This is a genomic window from Megasphaera indica (genome assembly GCF_046614755.1).
Lineage (GTDB): Bacteria > Bacillota > Negativicutes > Veillonellales > Megasphaeraceae > Megasphaera > Megasphaera intestinihominis.
This window is the reverse complement of sequence record NZ_JBKKJR010000021.1, coordinates 1-23,540: the sequence shown is the minus strand read 5'-3', so window position 1 is coordinate 23,540 and position 23,540 is coordinate 1. Positions and strand designations below refer to the sequence as shown.

Annotated in this window: 23 protein-coding genes and 1 riboswitch; of the genes, 11 read left to right on the top strand and 12 right to left on the bottom strand. The window is 53.8% G+C overall.

Annotated features, from left to right (window positions below; genetic code table 11):
• Positions 1 to 30: 30 nt before the first annotated feature.
• From pfkB to rpmH, 12 genes are all read right to left on the bottom strand, one after another.
• Complete coding sequence (pfkB, locus tag ACFCTO_RS10065; RefSeq protein ID WP_370836719.1) at positions 31 to 936, bottom strand: 1-phosphofructokinase; 906 nt, start codon at positions 934 to 936, stop codon at positions 31 to 33.
• A complete protein-coding gene (locus ACFCTO_RS10060) occupies positions 933 to 1,694 on the bottom strand; it encodes a DeoR/GlpR family DNA-binding transcription regulator (protein ID WP_292262086.1) in 762 nt (253 codons plus the stop codon). The genes pfkB and ACFCTO_RS10060 overlap by 4 nt, the downstream gene beginning before the upstream one ends.
• Before the next feature lie 735 nt (positions 1,695 to 2,429).
• Positions 2,430 to 3,668, bottom strand: coding sequence for an L-lactate MFS transporter (locus tag ACFCTO_RS10055; protein WP_292301393.1), 1,239 nt, complete (start codon positions 3,666 to 3,668; stop codon positions 2,430 to 2,432).
• A 75-nt stretch (positions 3,669 to 3,743) separates the two neighbouring features.
• Positions 3,744 to 3,828, bottom strand: a riboswitch (ZMP/ZTP riboswitch).
• 58 nt (positions 3,829 to 3,886) lie between these two features.
• Complete coding sequence (locus ACFCTO_RS10050) at positions 3,887 to 5,032, bottom strand: D-alanyl-D-alanine carboxypeptidase family protein (protein WP_499876818.1); 1,146 nt, start codon at positions 5,030 to 5,032, stop codon at positions 3,887 to 3,889.
• 17 nt (positions 5,033 to 5,049) lie between these two features.
• A complete protein-coding gene (rsmG, locus tag ACFCTO_RS10045; protein ID WP_292300730.1) occupies positions 5,050 to 5,760 on the bottom strand; it encodes a 16S rRNA (guanine(527)-N(7))-methyltransferase RsmG in 711 nt (236 codons plus the stop codon).
• Entirely contained in the window at positions 5,747 to 7,636 is a 1,890-nt protein-coding gene (mnmG, locus tag ACFCTO_RS10040) for a tRNA uridine-5-carboxymethylaminomethyl(34) synthesis enzyme MnmG (protein WP_292260529.1), read from the bottom strand. Before mnmG ends, rsmG begins: the two co-directional genes overlap by 14 nt.
• Before the next feature lie 12 nt (positions 7,637 to 7,648).
• On the bottom strand, positions 7,649 to 9,025 hold the full coding sequence (gene mnmE, locus ACFCTO_RS10035) for a tRNA uridine-5-carboxymethylaminomethyl(34) synthesis GTPase MnmE (protein WP_499876817.1): 1,377 nt from the start codon (positions 9,023 to 9,025) through the stop codon (positions 7,649 to 7,651).
• A gap of 167 nt (positions 9,026 to 9,192) precedes the next feature.
• Positions 9,193 to 9,981: an RNA-binding cell elongation regulator Jag/EloR gene (gene jag / locus ACFCTO_RS10030; protein ID WP_481325017.1), complete on the bottom strand. Its 789-nt coding sequence runs from the start codon at positions 9,979 to 9,981 to the stop codon at positions 9,193 to 9,195.
• Positions 9,978 to 10,667, bottom strand: coding sequence for a YidC/Oxa1 family membrane protein insertase (locus ACFCTO_RS10025; protein ID WP_499876816.1), 690 nt, complete (start codon positions 10,665 to 10,667; stop codon positions 9,978 to 9,980). Before ACFCTO_RS10025 ends, jag begins: the two co-directional genes overlap by 4 nt.
• Before the next feature lie 36 nt (positions 10,668 to 10,703).
• Positions 10,704 to 10,913, bottom strand: a complete 210-nt coding sequence (gene yidD, locus ACFCTO_RS10020; RefSeq protein WP_292297765.1) for a membrane protein insertion efficiency factor YidD — start codon at positions 10,911 to 10,913, stop codon at positions 10,704 to 10,706.
• 6 nt (positions 10,914 to 10,919) lie between these two features.
• Positions 10,920 to 11,273: a ribonuclease P protein component gene (gene rnpA, locus ACFCTO_RS10015; protein WP_292297766.1), complete on the bottom strand. Its 354-nt coding sequence runs from the start codon at positions 11,271 to 11,273 to the stop codon at positions 10,920 to 10,922.
• 75 nt (positions 11,274 to 11,348) lie between these two features.
• Positions 11,349 to 11,483, bottom strand: a complete 135-nt coding sequence (rpmH, locus tag ACFCTO_RS10010) for a 50S ribosomal protein L34 (protein WP_020310268.1) — start codon at positions 11,481 to 11,483, stop codon at positions 11,349 to 11,351.
• Between the two features lie 384 nt (positions 11,484 to 11,867).
• On the opposite strand from rpmH, the gene dnaA reads away from it, so the two are divergent.
• From dnaA to budA, 11 genes are all read left to right on the top strand, one after another.
• Positions 11,868 to 13,397: a chromosomal replication initiator protein DnaA gene (gene dnaA, locus ACFCTO_RS10005; protein WP_499876815.1), complete on the top strand. Its 1,530-nt coding sequence runs from the start codon at positions 11,868 to 11,870 to the stop codon at positions 13,395 to 13,397.
• A gap of 225 nt (positions 13,398 to 13,622) precedes the next feature.
• Positions 13,623 to 14,738: a DNA polymerase III subunit beta gene (gene dnaN / locus ACFCTO_RS10000; protein WP_499876814.1), complete on the top strand. Its 1,116-nt coding sequence runs from the start codon at positions 13,623 to 13,625 to the stop codon at positions 14,736 to 14,738.
• Positions 14,738 to 14,953, top strand: coding sequence for an RNA-binding S4 domain-containing protein (locus tag ACFCTO_RS09995; protein WP_499876813.1), 216 nt, complete (start codon positions 14,738 to 14,740; stop codon positions 14,951 to 14,953). The genes dnaN and ACFCTO_RS09995 overlap by 1 nt, the downstream gene beginning before the upstream one ends.
• Before the next feature lie 2 nt (positions 14,954 to 14,955).
• Entirely contained in the window at positions 14,956 to 16,065 is a 1,110-nt protein-coding gene (gene recF, locus ACFCTO_RS09990; protein WP_499876812.1) for a DNA replication/repair protein RecF, read from the top strand.
• Positions 16,046 to 16,948 carry a DciA family protein gene (locus tag ACFCTO_RS09985; RefSeq protein WP_499876811.1) on the top strand — a complete coding sequence of 301 codons (903 nt, stop codon included), beginning with the start codon at positions 16,046 to 16,048 and terminating at the stop codon, positions 16,946 to 16,948. Before recF ends, ACFCTO_RS09985 begins: the two co-directional genes overlap by 20 nt.
• Positions 16,926 to 17,189 carry a hypothetical protein gene (locus ACFCTO_RS09980; RefSeq protein WP_020310262.1) on the top strand — a complete coding sequence of 88 codons (264 nt, stop codon included), beginning with the start codon at positions 16,926 to 16,928 and terminating at the stop codon, positions 17,187 to 17,189. The genes ACFCTO_RS09985 and ACFCTO_RS09980 overlap by 23 nt, the downstream gene beginning before the upstream one ends.
• Before the next feature lie 75 nt (positions 17,190 to 17,264).
• Positions 17,265 to 19,184, top strand: a complete 1,920-nt coding sequence (gene gyrB, locus ACFCTO_RS09975; RefSeq protein WP_292260550.1) for a DNA topoisomerase (ATP-hydrolyzing) subunit B — start codon at positions 17,265 to 17,267, stop codon at positions 19,182 to 19,184.
• Between the two features lie 11 nt (positions 19,185 to 19,195).
• Positions 19,196 to 20,356, top strand: coding sequence for a pyridoxal phosphate-dependent aminotransferase (locus tag ACFCTO_RS09970; protein ID WP_370842830.1), 1,161 nt, complete (start codon positions 19,196 to 19,198; stop codon positions 20,354 to 20,356).
• A 33-nt stretch (positions 20,357 to 20,389) separates the two neighbouring features.
• Positions 20,390 to 21,178, top strand: a complete 789-nt coding sequence (locus ACFCTO_RS09965; protein WP_302485419.1) for a hypothetical protein — start codon at positions 20,390 to 20,392, stop codon at positions 21,176 to 21,178.
• A gap of 26 nt (positions 21,179 to 21,204) precedes the next feature.
• Positions 21,205 to 22,584 (top strand): hemolysin family protein, encoded by a 1,380-nt coding sequence (locus ACFCTO_RS09960; RefSeq protein WP_292299972.1) that lies wholly within the window; start codon positions 21,205 to 21,207, stop codon positions 22,582 to 22,584.
• A gap of 26 nt (positions 22,585 to 22,610) precedes the next feature.
• The gene (gene budA / locus ACFCTO_RS09955; RefSeq protein ID WP_292299971.1) at positions 22,611 to 23,342 is read left to right on the top strand and encodes an acetolactate decarboxylase; all 732 of its coding nucleotides are present in this window, start codon (positions 22,611 to 22,613) and stop codon (positions 23,340 to 23,342) included.
• The last annotated feature ends 198 nt before the right edge of the window (positions 23,343 to 23,540 follow it).

Here is a 23,540-nt window from a genome sequence, read left to right as displayed (position 1 = left end):
TCAACTCTCTACACAAAAATGCGCGTTTCTTTATAAGTTAGCGTATACTTCCTTGATATCGTCTTCCGTAGCCAGCCATTCATGGAAGGCCGATGCACTGCCGGCGCTGATGCCCATTTTCAAGGCTTCCTGGAGGTCGCCCTTGGATGCTTCGAAACCGGCCAGGAACCCAGCGACCATGCTGTCGCCGGCACCGACGGAGTTGACCAGCGTGCCTTTCGGGGACTGGCGGCGGTAGACCTGGCCGTCTTCGCCGAGGAGCAGGGCGCCGTCACCGCCGAGAGATACGAGGACGTTGCGGGCCCCCATGGCCTGGAGCTGTTTGGCGCAGACGATGATTTCTTCATCCGTATGAAGGTCGACGCTGAACAATTCGCCTAATTCAAAGTTATTCGGTTTGATGAGGAACGGTCTATATTTGATGACATTCTTCAAAAGGTCGCCTGTGGCATCGACGACGACGCGGATATCGCGGTCCTGGAGGCGTTTGAGGATCTGTTCGTAAATATCATCGGGAATATCGCTGGGGATGCTGCCGGCCAATACCAGGGTGTCACCGGCTTTGAGGGTATCGATCTGGGCCAGCAGGGCTTGCAGTTTTTCTTCGGGAATATGCGGTCCCATGCCATTGACAGCCGTTTCATCATCGGCGCTGACTTTGAGGTTGATGCGCGAGCAGCCTTCGTCGAGGGTGATGAAATCCGTATCGCCGCCGTTGATTTTGGCCAGGCGTTCAATTTCCCGGCCTGTGAAACCGGCGATGAAACCGAGCATCTTAGAAGGAATATGAAGGTTTCCCAGGACGAGGGACACGTTGATGCCTTTGCCGCCGGGATAGATCATTTCCTGTTCGGCCCGGTTGATGTCACCGGCCGTGAAGGTCTTCATATGGACGACATAGTCTAACGATGGATTGAACGTAACTGTATAAATCACAGGATATGCACCTCCGTAATCTGCTGATAAGGCCGGTAATCGACGTGTTCTTCATCTTTGGCCGTAATCAGCGTAACCATTGATAAGTCTGCAAATGTAATGTGCGAAGATAAACCGAATTTACTGGAATCGGCCAGGACAAAGCGGTCCAGGCACTGGCCTACGGCAGCGCGCTTACAGACAGCTTCTTCATCATCCGGCGTCGTACAGCCGGAATGGGGAGCGATTCCATTGGCTCCGAAGAAGCCCTTGGTGAAATGATAGCGGCCGATCATATCCCGCATATCACTGCCGACAATGGCTTCCGTATCGCCTTTGACCCGTCCGGGCAGGATGTAGACGCGGCTGCCGCTGCGCCCCAGTTTCTGGGCCAGCGGGATGCTGTTGGTCACGAAGGTCGCTTCAGATCCGGCCAGGAAATCGGCCATCTGTTCCGTCGTCGAACCGGCATCGAGATAGACGAAGTCATCCTTCTTGATCAGGCTGGCCGCATACTGGGCGATGCGGCGTTTATCGCTCATATGAATGGAATACTTGTCCTGCAGATTTTCCATATCCGCTTCATATGAAGAATCATCGCGCAGCGTCGTGGCGCCGCCATGGACGCGGCGCAGGCGGCCTTCCCGGTCCAGCGTGAGTAAATCCCGACGGACCGTCGATTCGGAAATGTTCAGAAAACTTACTAAGTCCTGAACCGAAACGGCCCCACTCGTATTGACAAGACGCATGATCTTTTCATGTCTTTCTTCTGTCAACATCGTATCACTTCCCTTTTTATCCTCCTTTGGCCTCATTATACCGTTATATTCAATCACTTTCAATCAAATTCATTCATTATAATCAAAAAGCAATCATTTTTCGTTCATCTATGCGTCCAACTCATTAAGTGATTTTATTCACATATGTAAAGAGGCTGTCGCAGGTGCGACAGCCTCTTTAAGTGGTTAGTGGCTAGCAGTTAGTGGTTAGCAGATGGCTTTAAATTTAAAATCATCTCTGCAAACTACACACTCCGTACTACAAACCATAAAGAAAAAGGACGGCACATGATGGCAGAAACCTTCGTGAGACAGCCCCGCAGGCCGCAGGTCGCCGCGACATCACAGATGTCGCTGTAGGGGCCGTCCCAAAGAGCGGCCCGTTGTGGGAATCCCGTGAAATGCCATTTGCTGATATCATTATTCACAGGTCGCAAAACCATTCCTCATAGACCAGTTGAGTATATCTCCCATTGTTCACAACGGGACGCCCAAGGCTCCCTTTATAGGGGAGCTGGCCGCCGAAGGCGGTCTGAGAGGTTAAAGAGCATCCCCCTACGCACGAGGCCACAGGCCTTGGATTATTTGTCGCCTGGCTGCGATTCGTTCATCGTTCATCGTTCGTCGTCATCGAAAAAAAAGCTGCCGCATGAGCGACAGCTTTTTTTCGTTGTAGGGGCGACCCGTGGGGCGCCCGCGTGCGCCCCCCTACGACGAACGACCTACGATGAACGATCATCCCCGTGCTTCTGCGACGCGGGCGATGCCGTGGCGGGTGCGGTATTTGAGGAAGAGCATCAGGGCCAGGGCGACGGTGAAGGCGCCGACGAAGAAGTACAAGGTGACGGCATAACTGTTGGTATTTTCTTTGATGAGCGACAGGACCAGGGGACCGGCGACGCCGGCAGCACCCCAGGCCGTGAGGATGCGGCCGTGGATGGCACTGAGGTATTTCGTACCGAAGAGGTCGCTGAGGTAGGCCGGCATGCACGAGAAGCCGCCACCATAGCAGGAAATGATGAGCAGGACCAGGACCTGGAAACTGAAGGCGCCCGTAACGCCAGCCAGCTGCCAAAAGGCCAGGATTTCAATGACAAAGAAGAGGACATACGTAGCCGAGCGGCCGATGTAGTCGGATATGGTCGCCCAGGCGATGCGGCCGGCGCCGTTCATGAGGCCGATGAAGCCGACCATGGAAGCCGCCGCCATAGGCGACATGCCGACGACATCCTGTGCCATGGGCGAAGCGACAGACAGCAGGGCAATACCGCAGGTGATGTTGGTGAAGAAGAGCCACCAGATGGCGTAGAACTGCCAGGTCTTCATGGCCCGGCGGACGGTGAACTGCGGCTGGGCGTCGGCGTATTCGACGGAAGATTCTTTTTCGGCCTTGGCCGGAACGTCTCCGGCTGCCGGCGGAGCCAGGTAGAGCGACGAAGCCGTCATGACGACCATATAGACGCAGCCGAGGATGATGAAGTTAGCGACTAAGCCAAAATGCTGGACCAGCAGCTGCATGGCCGGACCGGCGATGAGGCTGGCAAAACCGAAGCCCATGATAGCCAGGCCCGTAGCGAAGCCCCGATTTTCCGGGAACCATTTGACCAGTGTCGATACGGGCGTGATATAGCCCGTCCCCAGGCCGACGCCGCCGATGACGCCGTAAAAAGCGTAGAGCATGGGCAGGCTGTGGGCATAGAGAGCCGCTGCCGTGCCGAACATGGCCGTGACGAAACAGGTCATAGATAAGAGGCCGGACTTGCGAGGGCCGATTTTCTGGACGAAACTGCCCAAAAAGCCGGCCGACAGGCCGAGGAAGAGAATGGCCAGGGAAAAGGTCCACGTCGTTTCCTTTAGGGTAAAGCCCATAGATTCCATGATGGGCTTGGTGAGGACGCTCCAGGCGTAGACACTGCCGATACAGAGGTGGAGCCCCATGGCAGACAGGGCGATGAGCCAGCGATTTCGTTTCATTTAGACAACACTCCTTGTGAGGAGCCAGGCTGGCGAAAAAAAAATACCGGCCGCCTGGCTCAAGAATATGTAGCATACTCTTGCCCAGACGGTCGGCATGAAAATCTCCGTACAGTTCATGTGGTTACTCCACTTGATTCCGTCAGTCCTGTACGAATCTGCTGATGTGCTTATTATACGAATATGGACGGTGATTGTCAATATCCCTTTGTAAACTTTTAAGCAGCCGGCGAGAAGGGAACGTAAGGCTGGCTGGAAACAGCCGGCTTACTGGTCTTCACCGTATCAGCTTTGGCAGCGGTTTTCGCAGTCGTCTTGGCTGCCGTTTTAGCAGCTGTTTCCGTTGCGGTCTTTACCGTTGTAGCTGTTTTGACAGGCGCTTTGGCCGCAGCCGTGGAAGCGGCAGCCGTAGCTGCTTCCTGCTTCTGCTGCGATGCCAGTTCAGCAGCCTGGGCCTGTTTTTCCTTGATATCCGACAAGGTCTGGCCTGCCGGTGCCTGACGCAGGATATAGACGTTTTCTGCCGGTTCGACCGGTTTCAGGACGGAAAAACCATAGGCCATCAATTTCTGGGCATCGCCGAAGCGGTCGTCCGAGTTCATGATGGAAGCGATGACCGTCCGGCCATCCTGGGTAGCCGAAGCGATCAGGCAGGGACCGCCGGCATTGGTCGTACCGGTCTTGATACCGTTGGCACCTGGGAAGCCGCTGGTCAGGAAATAGTTCGTCGTCGTGCAGTGCTTGGACCCGCCGTTGATATAGGGCATGTCGTATTCACTGTGGCTGACCATGTCGCGGAATTCCGGCATTTTCATGCCATAAGCGGCAATCGTCGCCATATCGCGGGCCGTCGAATAGTGATTGCTGTCCGGCAGGCCATGGGGATTGGCGAAATGGGTATTCGTGCAGCCCAGGGCGGCTGCTTTTTCATTCATCTTGGCGACGAAATCGGCCTGGGTCGGCGTAACCGTTTCGGCTACGGCAACGGCCGCATCACAGCCGGATACGGTCATCATGCCGGTCAGGGCATGGCGCAGGGTAATCTGGTCGTCAGGATCGATGCCCAGGACAGACGCATCGCTTTCGATGTTGTAGACGTCATTGGTGATATTGAGGGGCTGGTCCATTTTGCCCTGGGCCTTACCCAATTCGACGCCGAGAATACCGGTCATGATTTTCGTCGTACTGCCCGGATAGGCCCGGTCGTCGGCATTTTTCGCATAGAGCGTGTCACCCGTATCGGCATCCATGACATAGGCGGCATGAGCGCTGATTTCAGGCGGCTGCGGCGTATCGGCAAAGACGGCGGCCGACACGGTCAGGCAGGCGGCTGCAGCCAGACAGAAGATTCTTTTCAAAGACATAGCATACACTTCTTTCTCTATAAGGGATTTTTCGCAGCCATCTTGGGCTTGCGGGGATACTTCTTGGGGCTTTCCTTCACTTTCTCGATGTAAAGGACGGCGCGGACGTCATCGAGTCCCGGCAGGTGGACAGGCCGGACTTCGGCGATTTTGCCGCCCAGGATCTGCAGGGCTTTTTCGCCTTCTGCCAGTTCGTCTTCATACTGGGCCCCTTTGAGGGAAATGAAATAGCCTCCGGTCTTCACGTAGGGCAGGGCCCATTCGGCCAATATGTTCAGGCGGGCGACGGCCCGGCTGGTGACGATATCGAAAGCGCTGCGGTATTCCGGCTTATGGGCCATTTCTTCGGCCCGGCCGTGGAGGAACGACGCCGTCAGTCCTATATCGCGGACCGTGTTTTCCAGGAAGGTCAGGCGCTTTTGCAGGGAATCGAAGAACGTCACGTTCAAGTCCGGCCGGTAGATGAGCAGGGGCAGGCCGGGGAAGCCGGCGCCGGTCCCCAAATCGAGGACACGAGCGCCTTCTTTGAAATAGTCCGGGTCATAACAGGACAGGCTGTCGGCCATGTGCTTGATGGCGACGCCTTTCGGGTCGGTAATGGCCGTCAGGTTCATGACTTTATTCGTTTCCACCAGTCTTTCATTAAAAGCGCAGAACTGGGAAAGCTGCCCGTCTGTCACGGTAAGGCCCATGGCCTTCAGGGCCTGTTCTAATTCATTGCGAAACATGATTTTTTTCCTCCCGGCTGTGCTGTTCCAGTACGATGAGCAAGGCCGTGATATCCGCCGGGGACACACCGGAAATACGGCTGGCCTGGCCTAAGGACAAGGGCCGGATTTCATCGAGTTTCTGCCGGGCTTCGGCTGACAGGGTGTCGATATCGGCATAGACGATATCGGCGGGCATCTTCTTCTGTTCCAGGCGGTTCATCTTTTCGACTTGTTCCATCTGGCGGCTGATATAGCCTTCGTACTTGATCATGATTTCGATTTCTTCTTCCACGTCGGCAGCCAGTTCCGGCAGGTCGAAGACCGTCCGCAGGGCCTCGTAGTCGACATCGTTGCGGCGCAGGAGGTCGTAGGCCGTGATGGCCGTGTGGATCGGTGCCGTGCCCAGGCGTTCCAATTTTTCCAGATTGGCCTTGGACGGCGTGACGGAAATGGCCCGGAGAGCGGCGATGCCTTCTTCGATGGCCTGTTTCTTGGCCGTGAAGCGGTCATACCGTTCCTGCGTGACCAGGCCCAGGTCATAGCCCTTCTGGGTCAGGCGCAGGTCGGCATTGTCCTGACGCAGGATGAGGCGGTATTCGCTGCGGCTGGTCATGATGCGGTACGGTTCATTCGTCCCCTTTGTGACCAAATCGTCGATGAGGACGCCGATATAGGCTTCGGAGCGGGTCAGGATGAACGGTTCCCTGCCCTGGACCTTCAAGGCCGCGTTGATGCCGGCCATGAGACCCTGGGCAGCGGCTTCTTCGTAACCGCTGGTCCCGTTGGCCTGGCCTGCCGAGAAGAGGCCGGAAATCTTCTTCGTTTCCAGCCACGGCGTGAGCTGCGTCGGGTCCAGGCAGTCATATTCGATGGCATAGCCCGGGCGCATGATTTTGACGTCTTCCAGGCCCGGGATGGTGCGCAGGAAGGCGTACTGGACGTCGGCAGGCATACTGGTGCTCATGCCCTGGACGTACATTTCTTCCGTCGATTCCCCTTCCGGTTCGATGAAGAGCTGATGCCGCTTCTTATCGGCAAAGCGGACGATCTTCGATTCGATGGACGGGCAGTAGCGCGGCCCGATGCCGGTGATGATGCCATTGCACATGGGAGCCCGGTCGAGGTTGTCGCGGATGATCTTATGCGTTTCTTCGTTGGTAAAGGTCAGCCAGCAACATTCTTTGTTGCGGTCTTTCCGTTCCGACAGGAAGGAAAAGGCATGACCGTCTTTGTCGCCTTCCTGCTTGGCCATTTCATCGGTCCGCAGGGTACGGCGGTCGACGCGGGCCGGCGTACCGGTCTTGAAGCGCATGAGCTTGAGGCCGGCCTTGACCAGGGACCCCGACAAATCTTCAGCCGAGCGCTGGCCGATAGGGCCACCGGAATAGGTACAGGTGCCGATGATGATCTTCCCTTTGAGGTAGGTCCCCGTCGCCAGGATGACGCACTTGGCTTTATAGACTTCATCCAGTTCCGTCCGGACACCGGTGACGGCGCCGTCTTCGACGAGAAGGTCTGTGATCATGAGCTGCTTGACGTCGAGGTGGTCCTGGTTTTCCAGGGTCTTGGTCATGGCCATCTGGTACATCTTCTTATCGGACTGGGCCCGGAGGGAATAGACGGCCGGTCCTTTGCCGGTGTTGAGCATGCGCATCTGGAGGCACGTCTTATCCGTATTGATGCCCATTTCGCCACCCAGGGCGTCGATTTCCCGGACGAGATGGCTCTTCCCAGGCCCGCCGACAGCGGGATTGCAGGGCATGAGGGCAATATTATCTAAGTTCAGCGTCGCCATCAGGGTCTTGGCGCCCAGGCGGGCACTGGCCAGGGCCGCTTCACAGCCGGCATGGCCGGCCCCGATGACGATGACATCGTATGTATCGACTACAAACATGGTTACACCCCTTTATTTACCTAAACAGAATCGGCTGAATATTTCTTCGACCATATCGTCGTGGACCGTATCGCCCGTGATCGAGCCCAAAAGCTCCCAGGCTTCGCGCAGGTCGACGACGGCACAGTCGACGGGCATACCGGCTTCGATGGAATCGAGGGCCCGCTGCAGGGCTTGCCGGCTCTGGCGCACCAGTTCGATGTGGCGCGTATTGGTGAGCAGGGCACTGCCTGCCGTATCGGCATGGGACAGGGCCAGGGACAACAATTTATCTTTTAGGGAATCCAGGCCGTCACCCGTACCAGCCGACAAGGAGAGGACGGGATGACCATAGCCTGCCAAATCTTTTTCCGTAACGACTGGCATTAGATCGGTCTTGTTGAGGACGACCAGGACATGCTTATCCTTCGTGTCTTCCAGGATGGCCTTATCTTCATCGGACAAGGGCCGGGACCGGTCGATGACGACCAGGATAATATCGGCTTTGTCCATATAGCCCTTGGCCTTGGTGACGCCTATCTTTTCGACGGTATCGTCTGTTTCCCGGATACCCGCCGTATCGACGAGGCAGACCGGGACGCCTTTGAGGGAAATCCATTCTTCCAGGACATCCCGCGTCGTCCCCGGCACATCGGTGACGATGGCCCGGTCTTCCTGGAGCAGGCGGTTGAGCAGGCTCGATTTGCCGGCGTTCGGCGTACCGGCAATGGCGGCCATGACGCCGTCGCGGATGATGCGGCCGTCGTGAGAAGCCTCCAGCATATCGTCCAGGGCCGTCAGCTGTTTGCGGATAGCTCCGGCTACATCGGGGACGGTAATATCTTCCAGGTCTTCTTCAGGATAATCGATGGTGACTTCCAGGCGGGTAATGAAGTCCGTCAAATCATGGCGCATGGCACCGATGACTTTAGACAGCCGCCCTTCAAGCTGATTGACGGCACTGGTCAGGCCCTGGCGGCTCTTGGCCTGGATGACATCCATGACGGCTTCGGCCTGGGCCAGATCGATGCGGCCATTGACGAAGGCACGCTGCGTAAATTCTCCGGGATTGGCCATGCGGGCGCCGTGGGCCAGGACCAGGCCGAGGATTTCTTCCAAGGCCTTGCGGCCGCCGTGGCACTGGATTTCCAATACGTCTTCCGCCGTATAGGAGTGCGGCCCTTTCATGATGAGCATGAGCACTTCATCGACAGGACGGCCGTCATCGGCGACGATGAGGCCATGCTGGATAGAACGGTCCCGGCGCTGGGCCAGGGGCTTTCCCGAAGGGCTGCGGAAAATGGCATCGCCTACGTCATAGGCATGGCTGCCGCTGATACGGATGACGCCGATGCCGCTTTCCCCCAGGGGGGTGGCAATGGCCGCGATCGTATCGGTCGTATCGTACATATGGCAATACTCCTTTCATAGCCAAGGGGCTCGCATGAAGTTTCCTGACATCATGCAAGATTCCTTTTACTTTATAGTTTGTAGTACAGAGTTTGTAGAAAAATACTCGAAAGAGGCTGTCTGGATGCGACAGCCTCTTTGTTAAGCTTCATAGGGCAAACTAAAAATTATTCTTGATAGTAAATGACGACGTGGCGGTACGGGTCCTGGCCTTCACTTTCCGTGCGGACCTGCGGGTCGTTCTGCAAGGTCACATGGATGATTTTGCGTTCATAACCGTTCATCGGTTCCAGGACGACGCGGTCGCCGTTCTTCTTGACGCGGTTCGCCAGACGGATAGCCAGCTGTTTCAGCGTTTCTTCCCGGCGATGGCGGTAATTTTCAACATCGAGCATGATGAAATGGCGCGTCGTTTCGCCCTGATTCGTCGTCAAGTTGGTCAGGTACTGGAGGGCATCCAGGGTCTGGCCATGCTTGCCGATGAGGATACCCAGGTTCTTGCCGTGCAGGTGGAGCAGGACTTTATCGGACTTGATCATCTTTTCGATGACGACGTCGATGCCCATGTTCTTGAGCACTTCCTGAAGGAAGGCCTTAGCCTTGACGGCGGCTTCTTCAGCCGTAAAATCATCGCCTGTTTCGGCTTCAGCCGGTTCCGTTTCTACCTGGGGAACCGCTTCTTCAGCGGCATCAGCTGCGTTGGCAGCCGGTTCAGCCGCTGCCGGTGCGACAGGCTTTTCCACGGCTGCCGGCTGGCTTTCCATGGTCGGGACCGTCGGTACGCCTTCTTTTTCGGTAATGCGTACTTTCGCCGGCTTACTGCCGAATCCGAAGAAACCGCTCTTCGGTTCTTCCAAGACTTCGATGTCGACTTCGTCCTTCATTCTGCCGAGACGGACCAGACCGGAGCGGACGGCATCTTCAATCGTTTTTCCTGTAGTTTCGATGGTACTCATGCTTCTGATCGTGCTCCTTTTTTCTTGAGGTGGGTCATGAGGAACTGCTGTGCCCACTGGAATACGTTAGAAACAACCCAGTAAATGACCAGGCCGCTGGGGAAATTCAAACTGATCCAGCCGATGAATAACGGCATGACGATCTTCATGATTTTCTGCTGCTTGGCCTGCGCATCCGAAGCCGTTACCTGCGCACCGGACATCTGGTTCTGGATGAAATAAGTCGAAACCGCCGACAGTATCGGCATGATATATGTGGGGTCCGGCTGGCCCAGGCTGGGAAGCCATAAAAAGCTTTCAAAAGCAGGGTCATAGGGATATTCCCGGAGAGCATAGAAAATAGAGATGAGGAATGGCATCTGGATGAGGATCGGCAGGCAGCCCGACAAGGGGTTGACGCCCATTTCCCGATACAGTTTGGTCATTTCTTCCTGCATCTTTTTCTGATTGCCCTTATATTTCTTCTGTAATTCTTTGATCTTAGGCTGCAAGGTCTGCATGCCTTCCATGGAACGGATCTGTTTAGCCGTAAGCGGAGCCAGAACCAGTTTGATGATCAAGGTAAGCATGATAATGGCAACGCCATAGCTCGGATAGCCTACATTCTGGGTAAATGCATAACAGTAATTCATGAATGTCGTCATAATACCGCTGAGGACATCCATTATTCCACTGAAAAAGCCCAATACGCTCAACTCCTGTTCGGTTGTAAAAATAGGGATCTACGGTACCGGATCATATCCGCCTTTGTGAAAGGGATGGCATTTTAAAATGCGCCTTAGTGCCAAATAACTCCCTCTGACAGCACCGTACTTCTGCAAAGCCTCGATGGCATAAGCAGAACAAGTCGGATAAAACCGGCAGCACGGCCGGTGAAGGGGCGATATGAACAACTGGTAAAACCGGATAAGGGCTATGAAACACCGTTTCATGTGTCATCACTTCTTCTTCAATACCCTGGCATGCCGGAATAACTGCAGGATGCTGTGTTCCGCTTCTTTGTATCCGGCATATTTTAAACTGCTTCGGCCGATGAGGACCAGGTCGAAACCATCGCGCAAATCAAACTGATGCAGACGATAGACTTCCTTCATCAGGCGGCGGCAGCGGTTGCGTTCGACGGCGCAACCGATTTTCTTACCCGTTACGAAACCAATCCGGGTCGGCTGTTTTGGCGAACGCGGCAGGACGTACAGGACGACACGGCGGTTGACATACGACTTGCCGCGGCGGTATACGAGCTGGTATTCACGATTTTTGCACAGCCGTTGCTCTTTTGTTAGTTCATACATACGTAATTGTCCTAAAAATGCCAGAAAAACAGAAAAATTCCGCCATCCGGAACTTTTCTGTTTATCTCGTAATAATTAAGCAGAGAGTTTCTTTCTGCCTTTCATGCGGCGTTTTTTCAAAACCATGCGGCCGCCTTTCGTCTTCATTCTTTCGCGGAAGCCGTGAGTTCTCTTTCTCCACAATGTATTCGGCTGATATGTCTGTTTCAAGCTAGACACCTCCTTTGTCGTCATTGACAGTAAATGAATTTACACCATAACAGGTTAATTATAGTAAGCGAACCACAAGCTGTCAAGTCCTATTTTTCAGGCATTATGCCTTTTGAGTATACCTTCTGTATAAGTATTCCATGAAAATTTTCTTCCCTTAATTTCGCTTTTGTTGTAAAATGTGGATAGATAAATAAGTTGTCAACAATCTATCCACATTTTGTGGATAAGTGGAAAAGAACCGGAAATTCGATGATTATCGTCTTTCCGCCTTTTTGTGTCCCCTTTGTCCACGTTATCCACAATTCAGGCTATACACATATACACTTTATATGGTACACTCTATGTCTCGCACAATTTTACGCACAGATTGGAAGGATTATTATGGACCTGCTCAGCTTATGGGAAAAAATGCTGGCTAACCTGAAACAAGTCTTGCCGAAAGAGATTTTTACCAACTGGTTTGAAGGCAACATCATTCCCTACTCCTATTCCGAAGAAGAAAATCTCCTCATATTGGACACAATGACGAATTTTCTCCGCGACTACGTCAGCAAAAAATACACGGATATCCTGGAAACCGTCGCCCAGGACGCCATCGGCCGCCCGACAAGGGTCCAGCTGATTACGAGCCAGGAAAAGAAACCCGCTCCCGAAAGCCAGCCAGAAGCCGTCGCTGAAACGATCACCCTGCCGAAAAAACCGGCAGCGCCTCCCGCGCCGGCAGCCGCTGCCCCGGCCGGAGACGCGCAGTCCGTCCCGTCAGGACAGACAGAATGGGTTCAGCCTGAATTGCCCATCAGTGACGGTCCGGCAGCCCCTATGCCCGTCGTCAAAGAAGCTGTCCCCGTCACGCCTGATGAAATCCCTTATAATAATAATTTAAATAAAGATTATACCTTTGATAACTTCATCGTCGGCAACAGCAACCGCGTCGCCACAGCCGTCGCCAAGTCCATTGCCGCTGCACCGGCCCAGAAATGGAATCCCTTCTACATCTACGGCGGCAGCGGCCTGGGCAAGACCCACCTGATGCACGCCATCGGCCACGAACTGCTGAAGAACTTCCCCAACATGCGCCTGTTGTGCATCACCAGTGAAGACTTCGTCAACGAATTCATCCAGTGTATCCAGGACAAGAACACGGAAAGTTTCCGCCGCCGTTACCGCAATGTCGATGTCCTCTTCGTAGACGACATCCAGTTCCTGGGCCGTGGGGATAAAGAAAGTTCCAAAGAAGAATTCTTCCACACCTTCAACAAGCTCTATCAGGACAAAAAACAGATGGTCTTCACCAGCGACCGTCCGCCCCGGGACATCAAGAAACTGGAAGAACGCCTGCGTTCCCGCTTTGAAAACGGCATGGTCACGCAAATCGAGCCGCCTGATTTAGAAACGCGCACGGCTATCCTCCGGGCCTGGGCAGAAAAAGAAAATATCACCTGCGACCTGGATGCCCTCAATTACATCGCAGCCAATGTCAGCGAAAACATCCGAAAACTGCACGGTGCCTTCATCCGCGTCCTCCTGGAAGCGTCGCAGTCCAAGAGCAACGTCACCCTGCCTTTGGTAAAACATGCCATCCATTACATTACTGACGCCCAGGATGAAAAGAAATATATCACCATTGACGAAATCACGACGTATATCTGCCAGCACTATAACATCAATTATAAAGAGCTCATGGGCAAAAAAAAGACCAAAGACATCGCCCTGCCGCGGCAGATTGCCATGTATATGTGCCGCAAACTGACAGGAAATACGTATCCCCACATCGGGACAGCCTTCAACGGCCGCGATCATACGACAGTCATGCATGCCTGCTCGCAGATTCGGAAGAAAATAGACAAAGATAGCCATTTCAAAGAACATCTGGAAAAGATGATGAATGAAATCCGCGGTGTGGATAACTAGGCTGATAAAATTGTACATACATTGTGGATAAGTCAAAAAAAGAAATCCACAGTGGAAATGTGGATAAAAAATGACGATTTGTCCACACGTTGTCCACAGCTGTGGACAGCTTAAAATCGCTGTCTTTTTCCACTTATCCACAAATTCACAGCCCCTATTACTAAGACTACTATTTTTTAATTCACATTTAATTAATTTATTCAGCGCAGAAAAGAGGATACTCCATTGAGACTAAAACTGAAAAAAGAAGATCTGAACAAAGGCCTGCAGGCTGTCCAGAAAGTCGCCCAGAACAAAAGCAACAATATATCTTCTGAAAACGGCTTGCTTATCAAAGCCCTCCATGGTATCATCGAGTTCCAGGCCAATGACTACGATATGGGCATTAAGATCACCATTCCCGGTATCATTGAAGAAGGCGGTGAAGCCTTTATTGCCAATCCTTATTTAATGGAATTGACCCGCCGCCTGCCCAGTGATGAAATCGAAATCATCAAGGAAGATGCCGATACACAGCTGCTCATCAAAGGCGGCAAACTCAAGTTTGAATGTCTGACCATGAATCCCGATGATTTCACAGAAGTCGAAATCGTTGAAAACGGCTATGCCAGCTTTACGACGACGAGCGTCGTCATGAAGGACCTCATCGATAATACGTCCTATGCCTGCGCTACTGATGTGGCCCGCCCGATTTTCATGGGGACCTTCCTGGACGTCCAGGGGGATCAGATGACCATGGTCGCCACCGACACGCACCGCCTGGCATTGAAGACGGCTACCCTCGATGCGCCTGTGGATAATCCCTTACAGGCCGTTATCCCCAGCCGATTGTTATCAGAAATTTCCCGCCAGCTGCCGACAGATATCCCGGAAACCGTCGAAATCACGGCAGTCCGCAATTACCTGGCCGTACAGTTCGGCAATGTCTACATCCGGACGCGGCTCATCGAAGGGGAGTTCCCCAATTATCGGCGCGTCATCCCCAGTGACTTCAAGTGCATCGTCACGGTGGACCGGGCCGAATTCACGGGCGCTGTCGAACGCGCTTCTATTGTCGCCAAAGATGCCCAGTACAATGTCATCAACTTCATCGTCGCCGACGACCAGATAAAACTCATGAGCCAGCATCCTGACTACGGTACGGTCGAAGACTACGTCCCCTGCCATTTGGAAGGCCAGGGCCTGGATATTTCCTTTAACGGGAAATTCATCCTCGACATCTTGAAGCATTGCCATTATTCGGAAGTCATCTTGAAATCCAAGGAAAACAGCCCCATGCTGGTCCAGGATAAAGAAGATACTTCCTGTGTATTTGTTGTAACGCCTATGAGGACAAAATAATGGAAACAGTAAACATTACGACACCGATGATCCAGCTCGACCAATTCTTGAAATGGGCCAGTATTTTACAGAGCGGCGGTGAAATCCGCTTTCTGCTGGACGAAAAAAAAATTTTTGTAAATGGAATTTTATGCAATGCGAAACGCAAAAAACTCTATCCTGGAGACAAAGTTGAAATTAAAGGTATCGGTACGTATTTGATTAAAGGTGAATAATTATGATGATTGAATCGGTCCGGCTCCACCGTTTCCGGAATTATGATGATGAAATGATTACCTTTCCCAAGGCCATCATCCTCCTCTATGGGAAGAATGGCCAGGGCAAGACGAATCTATTGGAATCATTATATATGGGGGGCATCGGCAAGTCCTACCGGGGCATCGCCGATGCCGACCTCATCAGCTGGAACCAGGATCAGGCCAGCATCATCATCCAGTTTCAGCGCAGTGATACGCAGCAGCAGCTGAAAATCATCTTATCCCGGACGGCCAAGAAAGAACTCTGGGTCAATGAAACAAAAGTTCCCCAAAAGGAACTGGTCGGGACCCTCAACGAAGTCTTGTTCTCGCCGGACGACCTGCAGCTCATCAAGGGCAGCCCGTCGCTGCGGCGCCGTTTCATCGACATGGAAATCTCCCAGGTCAGCCGGCCGTACTACCGGGAACTGCTGCAGTACAACCGGGCCATTTCCCAGCGCAATCTCCTGCTGAAGAAGATGAAATATGAAGGCATCCATCCTCTCGATGAATGGGACCGCCAGATTGCCGGCTTTGCAGCTTCGCTGGTTGCGAAAAGGCTCGAAGCCCTGCACAAGTTGTCCTTTTTGGCCGGCGTCCTCCACAAGCGCCTGAGCCGGGGGACGGAAATGCTGAACCTAACATATGTTCAGCCCTATGGCGGCGACCGGGACCATCAGACCGATCCGGAATGGTACTATGCCCTCTTGCAGCGCCATCTCGAAGAAGATGTGCGCCGTCAGGCGACATCAGTCGGACCGCACCGGGACGACCTGGTCTTTTCCGTCGGCCCGGCGGATCTGCGGAAATACGGCTCCCAGGGGCAGCAGCGGACGGCCGTCCTGGCCTTGAAATTGTCGGAGCTGGAATACGTCAAGTCCGAGACGGGTGAATATCCGGTCCTGCTCCTGGACGATGTCATGAGCGAGCTGGACCCGGACCGCCGGCATGCCCTGCTCGATTTCGTCCGCGACCGTATCCAGACGTTCATTACGACGACGGAACCGGGGATCTTTGCCGGCATGGCCGGGTGTCATCCCATTTGCATTGAACAAGGGAGGGTCCTGTCTCATGGAGGAACGCAGTCTTGAATTAAAAAAAGCCTGTTTAGCCATACCGAAAGTATTGGAGAAAAATCGGCTCCTTTTGCCTTATCACTTATACCAGGCCAAACGGGACTGGAAACAGATTGCTGGCGAACAGATTGCCAAATATTCATATATATTAGATTTTAAGGATAAACAGGTTATCATTGCCGTCATGAACCCGGTATATATGAATTATCTGTTTATGTATAAAAATAAAATCATAGAGGAAATTAATTCTTACGTAGGGCATCGGGCCATTGCCGATGTCCGTTTTGTCAAAAAGGGGAAAAAACCGGTCCGGCCGGTCTATGAGACCTTGCAGGGCGAAAGGGAAGATGTCTTTCCTAAAGAGACTATCAGCCAGGTCCGCCTCGATGACGATACGGTAGCCCGTATCCGCCAGGAAACGGCCCATCTGGCAGAAGGGCTGCGGGAAAAAGTGGTCCAGCTCCTTTTCGCCCAGGCCAAGCGGAAGAAGGCTTACCAGCTGGAAGGCTTCGTTTCCTGTCCCTGCTGCGGCCGCTGGATGGCGCCTGGCGAAAGGCAGTGCCTCTTTTGCCGCAGCGAGGCCCGGCAGGCCTTGAAGCGGCAGATACGCGCTTACCTCGACGACATGCCCTGGCTGTCGTGGGAGGCCGTGGCCGGTTATCTGAAGACGGACGTGACGGCGGCTGCGGAAGAACAGGCGTACAATGAAGTCCGCCGCAATCTCATCTATACCTATATTGAAAAGGTATATTACGAATACGATACGGCAGCCGATGATTTTACCCTGGCCATGCTCATCACCCGCCGCGTCCCCGGCGATATCCCGCCGAAATTCATCGAGAACCTCGTTGCCAAATACAGAAAGAAGGACGACCATGTACCTCCATCTGAGCCGTAATCTCTCCATCCATGCCGGCGATGTCGTAGCCATCGTCAACCTGTCAGGCCGTCAGGGCCGCTCGGTCTGCCAGCATTGCGGCCTGCCTCTCGTCGCCGTCGACGGGATACCGGAAAAGGCCTGGCGCTGCCTGGTCGTCACAGGAAAGCAGGTCTTTGCCCTGCCGGTCACGGGAGAGACTGTGGTCCGGCGCTATCAGAAGTGCCTGCATCCGGCAAGGTATGTATTCAAAAATGTTTGATTTTACGGTATAATAAAGTGTTAGATTGCCTAAATGAATCATTAAAATTGCAAGAAACAGGAGTTGAGAATCTCTATGTCGAAAGACAAAGCTAGATATGGTGCCGAACAGATTCAAGTATTGGAAGGACTGGAAGCCGTCCGCAAACGGCCTGGGATGTACATCGGCAGTACATCGACACGGGGCCTTCATCACCTGGTCTACGAAGTCGTCGATAACAGTATCGACGAAGCTCTGGCCGGCTATTGTACGCACATCGAAGTAACCATCCAGGAAGACAACAGCATTACTGTCGTCGATAATGGCCGCGGTATCCCTGTAGCCATGCATAAGATCGGCAAGCCTGCCGTCGAAGTCGTCCTGACGGTCCTCCATGCAGGCGGGAAATTCGGCGGCGACGGCTATCCCATTTCCGGCGGCCTCCACGGCGTCGGCATTTCTGTCGTCAACGCCCTCAGCGTCTGGACGAAGGTCCAGGTCAAACGGGATGGCTATTTATGGGACATCTCCTTTACCCGCGGCGTGACCGATCAGCCGCTCCGGAAGGTACGCCCTCTGGAAGCAGGAGAAGAAACGGGGACGAAAGTTTCTTTCAAACCGGACCATGAAATCTTCCCGGATACGGTCTATGACTTCAATACCTTGAAGACGCGCCTGCGCGAACTGGCTTTCCTCAATAAAGGCCTGCACATCACCCTGACCGATAAGCGCGGCGAAGGCAAGAGCGAAGTCTACTGTTATGAAGGCGGCTTGACGTCGTTCGTCGAATTCCTCAACGAAAGCCATCAGGCCGTCAATCCGACGGTCATCAACGTCGACGGCGAAAAGAACAAGGTCATCGTCGACATTGCCATGCAGTATAACGACGGCTACAGTGAAAATATCCTGACCTTCGTCAACGATATCTTCACTGAAGAAGGGGGTACGCATCTGAGCGGCTTCCGTTCCGGTCTGACGCGTACGATCAACGATTATGGCCGCAGTGCCGGCATCATCAAAGAGAACGAAGACAACTTGTCCGGCGAAGACGTCCGCGAAGGCTTGACGGCGGTCATCAGCGTCAAAGTACGGGAACCGCAGTTCGAAGGCCAGACCAAGACCAAGCTGGGCAACAGCGAAGTCAAGGGCATCGTCGACAACATCGTTTCCGACGGGCTGAAAGAATTCTTTGAAGAACATCCATCTGAAGCCAAGGCCATCATCAATAAGACCATTTCTGCGTCCCGTGCCCGCCAGGCCGCCCGCCGCGCCCGCGAGCTGACGCGCCGCAAGAACGCCCTGGAAATCAGCAGCCTGCCTGGGAAACTGGCGGACTGCTCGGAAAAGAATCCGGACCAGACGGAAATCTACCTGGTCGAAGGGGATTCGGCAGGCGGCAGCGCCAAGCAGGGCCGTGATCGTCGTTTCCAGGCTATCCTGCCCCTGCGCGGCAAGATCATCAACGTCGAAAAGGCCCGCCTCGACAAGATCCTGGCCAATGATGAAATCCGTTCCATGATCACTGCCTTCGGCACGGGCATCGGCCAGGAATTCGATTTGAGCAAACGCCGCTATGACAAGATCATCATCATGACCGATGCCGACGTCGACGGCGCCCATATCCGGACGCTGCTCCTGACCTTCTTCTACCGCTTCATGAAGCCCCTCATCACAGACGGCCACGTCTATATCGCCCAGCCGCCGCTCTATCAGGTGCGCAAGGGCAAACAGGTCTGGTACTTCTATACCGACGAATCGATGCAGGCCAAACTCGATGAACTGGGCCGTGACAGCAACAACGTCGTCGTCCAGCGCTATAAAGGCCTGGGCGAAATGAACCCGGAACAGCTCTGGGAAACGACGATGGACCCGGAAAACCGGACCATGCTCAAAGTCGAATTGGAAGACGCCGCCGAAGCGGACCGCATTTTCTCGGTCCTCATGGGCGACAAAGTCGAACCGCGGCGCAAATTCATTGAAGAAAATGCCAAGAAAGTCCGCAATCTGGACTTGTAAGAGGAGGACCTATGCCGGACATTTCCCGAAAGATAGACTTATTCACTGATTCCGTCATCGCCCGCATGTCGAAAGTGGCCGAAGCCTGCGGTGCCATCAATCTGGCCGAAGGCTTCCCGGACTTTCCGCCGCCCCAGGCCATGCGCGACCGCCTCAGCGAAGTAGCTCAGGCCGGACCGCACCAATACAGCATGGATAATGGCGCAGCCAATCTGCGCCAGGCCATGGCCGACTGCCGCCGCATGTTCACGGGCCAGACCATCGACCCTGAACGGGAAGTCGTCGTCACCTGTGGCGGGACGGAAGCCCTCATGGCGGCTATGATGACCCTCGTCGACCCTGGCGATAAAGTCATCCTCTTTTCGCCTTTCTATGAAGCCTACAGTACAGACGCCCTGCTCTGCGGGGCAGAGCCTGTCTACGTATCGCTCCGCGAACCGGACTATACCTTTGATGCCGATGAATTGGAAGCGGCTTTCAAACAGCATCCGAAAGCGATTTTCCTCTGTAATCCGTCCAATCCGTGCGGCAAGGTATTCTCCCGGGAAGAGCTGATGACCATTGCCAAGCTGGTCGAAAAGTACGATGCCTTCGTCGTCGTCGATGAGGTCTATGAACACATCATCTATGAACCGACGCAGTATACATATTTTTCTACCCTGCCCGGCATGTATGAACGGACGCTCTGCTGCGGTTCCCTGTCCAAGACGTATTCCATCACGGGCTGGCGCCTGGGCTATATTTTCGCCCCGCCGGCTCTGACAGATGCCATCAAGAAACTCCACGTCTACCTGACCATCAGTGCGCCCAGCCCGCTGCAGGAAGCGGCTGTGACGGGCCTGCGCTTCGGCCGAGACTATTACGATGGCCTGCGGGCCATGTATACGCGCAAGCGGGATTTCGTCATGAAGCGCCTCGATGACATCGGCATCGGCCATAATGTGCCGCAAGGGGCCTTCTATATGCTCGTCGATATCGGCGGTTATGGTTATGATGACGACGAAGCGTTCTGTCGGGACCTGACAGAAAAAGTCGGCGTCGCCTTAGTGCCGGCTTCGACGTTCTTCATCGAACCGGTCCATCACCTGGCGCGGCTGCAATTCGCCGTCCGCGATGAAACCTTGGAAAAGGCGATGGAACGGCTCGAAAATATTTCTCTATTGAAAAAATAAGTTGCCTATGGCAACCAGGGGGAGGGATTTTTGATGAAAAAGTGGCAGATTCTCTTAGGAGCCCTTTGTATCAGCGTATCGAGTCTGACAGCCTTTGCTGCCGATGAGCCCGCCAAGGCGGAGCCGGCAGCGGCTATCGTCCTGACCGACCCGACGGTCAACGTCAAGAACCTGGACGATTTTTATATCCTCAAAGGGAGTACCTATGATAAAGTGACGGGACTTTTGCAAAATCTGCCGTCTCAGACGACAGGCCTCGTTGGCAGCTACTATTTCCGCGTCGACAAGAATGTCGTCGGCGATTACTTTTATCACGTCAAGGCCTATGATACGGTATCCCACGTCCTCATAGGCAATTATTTCGTCGCCAAGGATGAAAGTTGCGCCTGGAAACTGCAGGCCGGCGACGATGCGGCCCTGATTTATGGCAATGCAGAAAAGCTCATGGATAAGGTCGAAGTCGTCGTCTATCCGAAGAAAATCCCCCTGGGCAGCTACGGCATCATCCGCGTCCATGTACCGGGGATGGTCCCCTATGACGTCAAAGCGATGAGTTTGAATACGAAAGTCGCCGATATTACGGAAAAAATGAATATTCATCCCATGCAAGCCGGCAAGACCGACTTGGTCATCGACATCAAGATCGGTGACACTGTGCGCACTGTGACCAAGTCGATTACCATTGTCGATGAAGCCGACCGCTATACGAGTGAACCGTCCCATAGCGGCCCTAGTGTCGGCGTAGGCATCGGCATCGGCTGGGGTGGCGGCTGGCACCACCACGGCGGTGGTATCGGTATTGGCGTCGGCCCTTGGTGGTAACCATTTAAAAGGAGTGTGTATCTATTGTGGAGTTTTCCCTAGGAAAACAATTTCTCGTCATCATTTTGCTGATTTTTGGCAACGGCATCTTTTCCCTCTTGGAAATGGCCATCGTCAGCTGTCATCAATCCCGTCTGGAAGCCCTGGCCGATGAAGGCAGCAAGTCAGCCGCTATTGTCCTGAAACTTCGTGAAAATCCGAATAAGATGTTTTCCATGGTCCAGTTCGGCATTACCCTGGTCAGCCTGCTCACCGGTGTCTACGGGGGCACGGAAATGGCCGGACCCTTGTCGAAATACGTCGCCAAGATCCCGGGATTGGAAAATTATGCCTATACGATCAGCCTGACGGGTATCGTCGCCTTCATCACCTATTTGACGATCATCCTCGGCGAAATCGTGCCCAAGCGCATTGCCATCGACAAGCCGGAAAAAATCGCCTGCCTCCTGGCCCGGCCGATGCTCTACTTTTCCATCCTCTGTACGCCTGTCGTATGGATCCTGTCCTGGTCGACGGCAGTGGTCACGAAGATCATGGGCGTCAATAAACCGGAAGTCCTTCCCGTTACGGAAGATGAAATCAAGCTGCTCCTGGAACAGGGCGTCGAACTCGGGGCCTTTGAAAAAGAAGAACCGGAACTGGTAGACCGCGTCTTCCGCCTGGCCGACATGGATGTCGGCGACATCATGACCAACCGGACCCAGGTCGATTGGATCGATGTCGAAGACCCGGAAGAAACGATGATGCAGGAACTGGTAGCCTTTAACCACAATACTCTGCCCGTCGGCCGGGGGTCGCTGGATGATTTCATCGGCATGATTTCCGTCAGCGAAATCTTCCAGAAATACTATGCCGCCGTCCGGAAGGATAAGATCGTCTCCCTGACGACCATCGTCGAAGAGAGCGTCCACAAGCCGATTTATATTCCCGAATCGATGGACATCATGAAAGTCGTCCACGTCTTTCGCGAACACAGCGTCCATGAAGTCGCCGTCCTCGACGAATACGGCAATTTCAGCGGTATCCTGACCCTGCATGATATCCTGGAAGAACTGGTCGGCATCATGCCGGCTGGCGAAGAAGAGAAAAAGGAGGAAGCGAACCGCATCATTCAGCGCGGCCCTAATGAATGGCTCATGGAAGGCCTGCTGACCATCGAAGAGTTCAAGGATTTCTTCGACATCGAAGACGATTTGCCCGACGAAGACGAAGATTTGTATAAGACCCTGGGCGGCCTCATCACCTATGGTGTCGGCCGTATCCCGCGGGAAACCGATACGTACGAGTGGGAAAATTTCACTTTTGAAGTCATGGATATGGACAACCTGCGGGTCGATAAGATACTGGTGACCCGCAGAGATACACCAGATGCCGATGAAAAAGCGGATAAAGGTGCCGATAAATGATCAGGTCTTTGAGAAAGGAAGTGTGTATGGAAATGGGAGAACGCCAGGCAATTTACCAGGTGTCTACGCTGCAGGCCCTGGCCCGCGGCAATTATTACGGAAGTACCGATATGGAAACGCTGCTGACCCATGGCGACACGGGGCTGGGGACGTTTCACGCCGTAGGCGGTGAACTCATCGTCATCGACGGCCACGCTTACCGCGTCTTAGGCGATGGATCGGCTGTGGAAGCGGCCACGAGCGATACGACGCCCTTTGCCACGGTGACGTGGCTGCGGGAACAGGTTCCCGTCACTTTGAAGCGCCAGCCGTCGATTGAAGCCCTGAAGGATATCCTGACTGAGCAGGTCAGGGAACTGGGCATTAATGATGTCTATATCGTCCGCATCGACGGCCATTTCCGCAGCGTGTCGGCCCGGACCGAACTGGAACAACAGGAGCCCTATCTGCCCTTTGCCAAGGTCCTGGAAAAAGATGAACGCCGCTTCACCTTTGAAGATATCGATGGCAGCCTCATCGGCATCTATATCCCGGACTATCTGAGCGGCGTCAATACGTCGGGCTGGCATTCCCACTTCATTTCGGCAGACCGGAAAAAAGGCGGACACGTCTTTGACCTGGACCTGGAAGAAGGCCGTGTCATCTTCAACAAGGCCGACCGCTTCATTCTCGACATGCCCCATAATAAGCAGTTCGAACGGGGCGACCTGACGGCTGCCTCACAGGAAGAAATCAAACAGATCGAACAAGGAAAATAGTTTGTAGTACGGAGTTTGTAGTTTGGAGAAGATGGCTTTAAATTTAAAACCATCCGCTAACCCCTAGCCACTAACTGCTAACCACCAAAAAAAGGGCCTGTCGCACGTAATCGTGCACAGGCTCTTTTTCTGTATGCAAAAATATCATAGCTTTATAGTCATTCTTCGGGATTTGTTTGCTCGGACTTAGAAGCGGCT

Excerpts from the sequence above, each read along its gene's own strand:
- ACFCTO_RS10060 (WP_292262086.1), bottom strand. The coding sequence starts at position 1,694 with ATGTTGACAGAAGAAAGACATGAAAAGATCATGCGTCTTGTCAATACG.
- ACFCTO_RS10055 (WP_292301393.1), bottom strand. The coding sequence starts at position 3,668 with ATGAAACGAAATCGCTGGCTCATCGCCCTGTCTGCCATGGGGCTCCAC.
- ACFCTO_RS10050 (WP_499876818.1), bottom strand. The coding sequence starts at position 5,032 with ATGTCTTTGAAAAGAATCTTCTGTCTGGCTGCAGCCGCCTGCCTGACC.
- rsmG (WP_292300730.1), bottom strand. The coding sequence starts at position 5,760 with ATGTTTCGCAATGAATTAGAACAGGCCCTGAAGGCCATGGGCCTTACC.
- mnmG (WP_292260529.1), bottom strand. The coding sequence starts at position 7,636 with ATGTTTGTAGTCGATACATACGATGTCATCGTCATCGGGGCCGGCCAT.
- mnmE (WP_499876817.1), bottom strand. The coding sequence starts at position 9,025 with ATGTACGATACGACCGATACGATCGCGGCCATTGCCACCCCCCTGGGG.
- jag (WP_481325017.1), bottom strand. The coding sequence starts at position 9,981 with ATGAGTACCATCGAAACTACAGGAAAAACGATTGAAGATGCCGTCCGC.
- yidD (WP_292297765.1), bottom strand. The coding sequence starts at position 10,913 with ATGAAACGGTGTTTCATAGCCCTTATCCGGTTTTACCAGTTGTTCATA.
- rnpA (WP_292297766.1), bottom strand. The coding sequence starts at position 11,273 with ATGTATGAACTAACAAAAGAGCAACGGCTGTGCAAAAATCGTGAATAC.
- dnaA (WP_499876815.1), top strand. The coding sequence starts at position 11,868 with ATGGACCTGCTCAGCTTATGGGAAAAAATGCTGGCTAACCTGAAACAA.
- ACFCTO_RS09995 (WP_499876813.1), top strand. The coding sequence starts at position 14,738 with ATGGAAACAGTAAACATTACGACACCGATGATCCAGCTCGACCAATTC.
- recF (WP_499876812.1), top strand. The coding sequence starts at position 14,956 with ATGATGATTGAATCGGTCCGGCTCCACCGTTTCCGGAATTATGATGAT.
- ACFCTO_RS09985 (WP_499876811.1), top strand. The coding sequence starts at position 16,046 with ATGGAGGAACGCAGTCTTGAATTAAAAAAAGCCTGTTTAGCCATACCG.
- ACFCTO_RS09980 (WP_020310262.1), top strand. The coding sequence starts at position 16,926 with ATGTACCTCCATCTGAGCCGTAATCTCTCCATCCATGCCGGCGATGTC.
- gyrB (WP_292260550.1), top strand. The coding sequence starts at position 17,265 with ATGTCGAAAGACAAAGCTAGATATGGTGCCGAACAGATTCAAGTATTG.
- ACFCTO_RS09970 (WP_370842830.1), top strand. The coding sequence starts at position 19,196 with ATGCCGGACATTTCCCGAAAGATAGACTTATTCACTGATTCCGTCATC.
- ACFCTO_RS09965 (WP_302485419.1), top strand. The coding sequence starts at position 20,390 with ATGAAAAAGTGGCAGATTCTCTTAGGAGCCCTTTGTATCAGCGTATCG.
- budA (WP_292299971.1), top strand. The coding sequence starts at position 22,611 with ATGGAAATGGGAGAACGCCAGGCAATTTACCAGGTGTCTACGCTGCAG.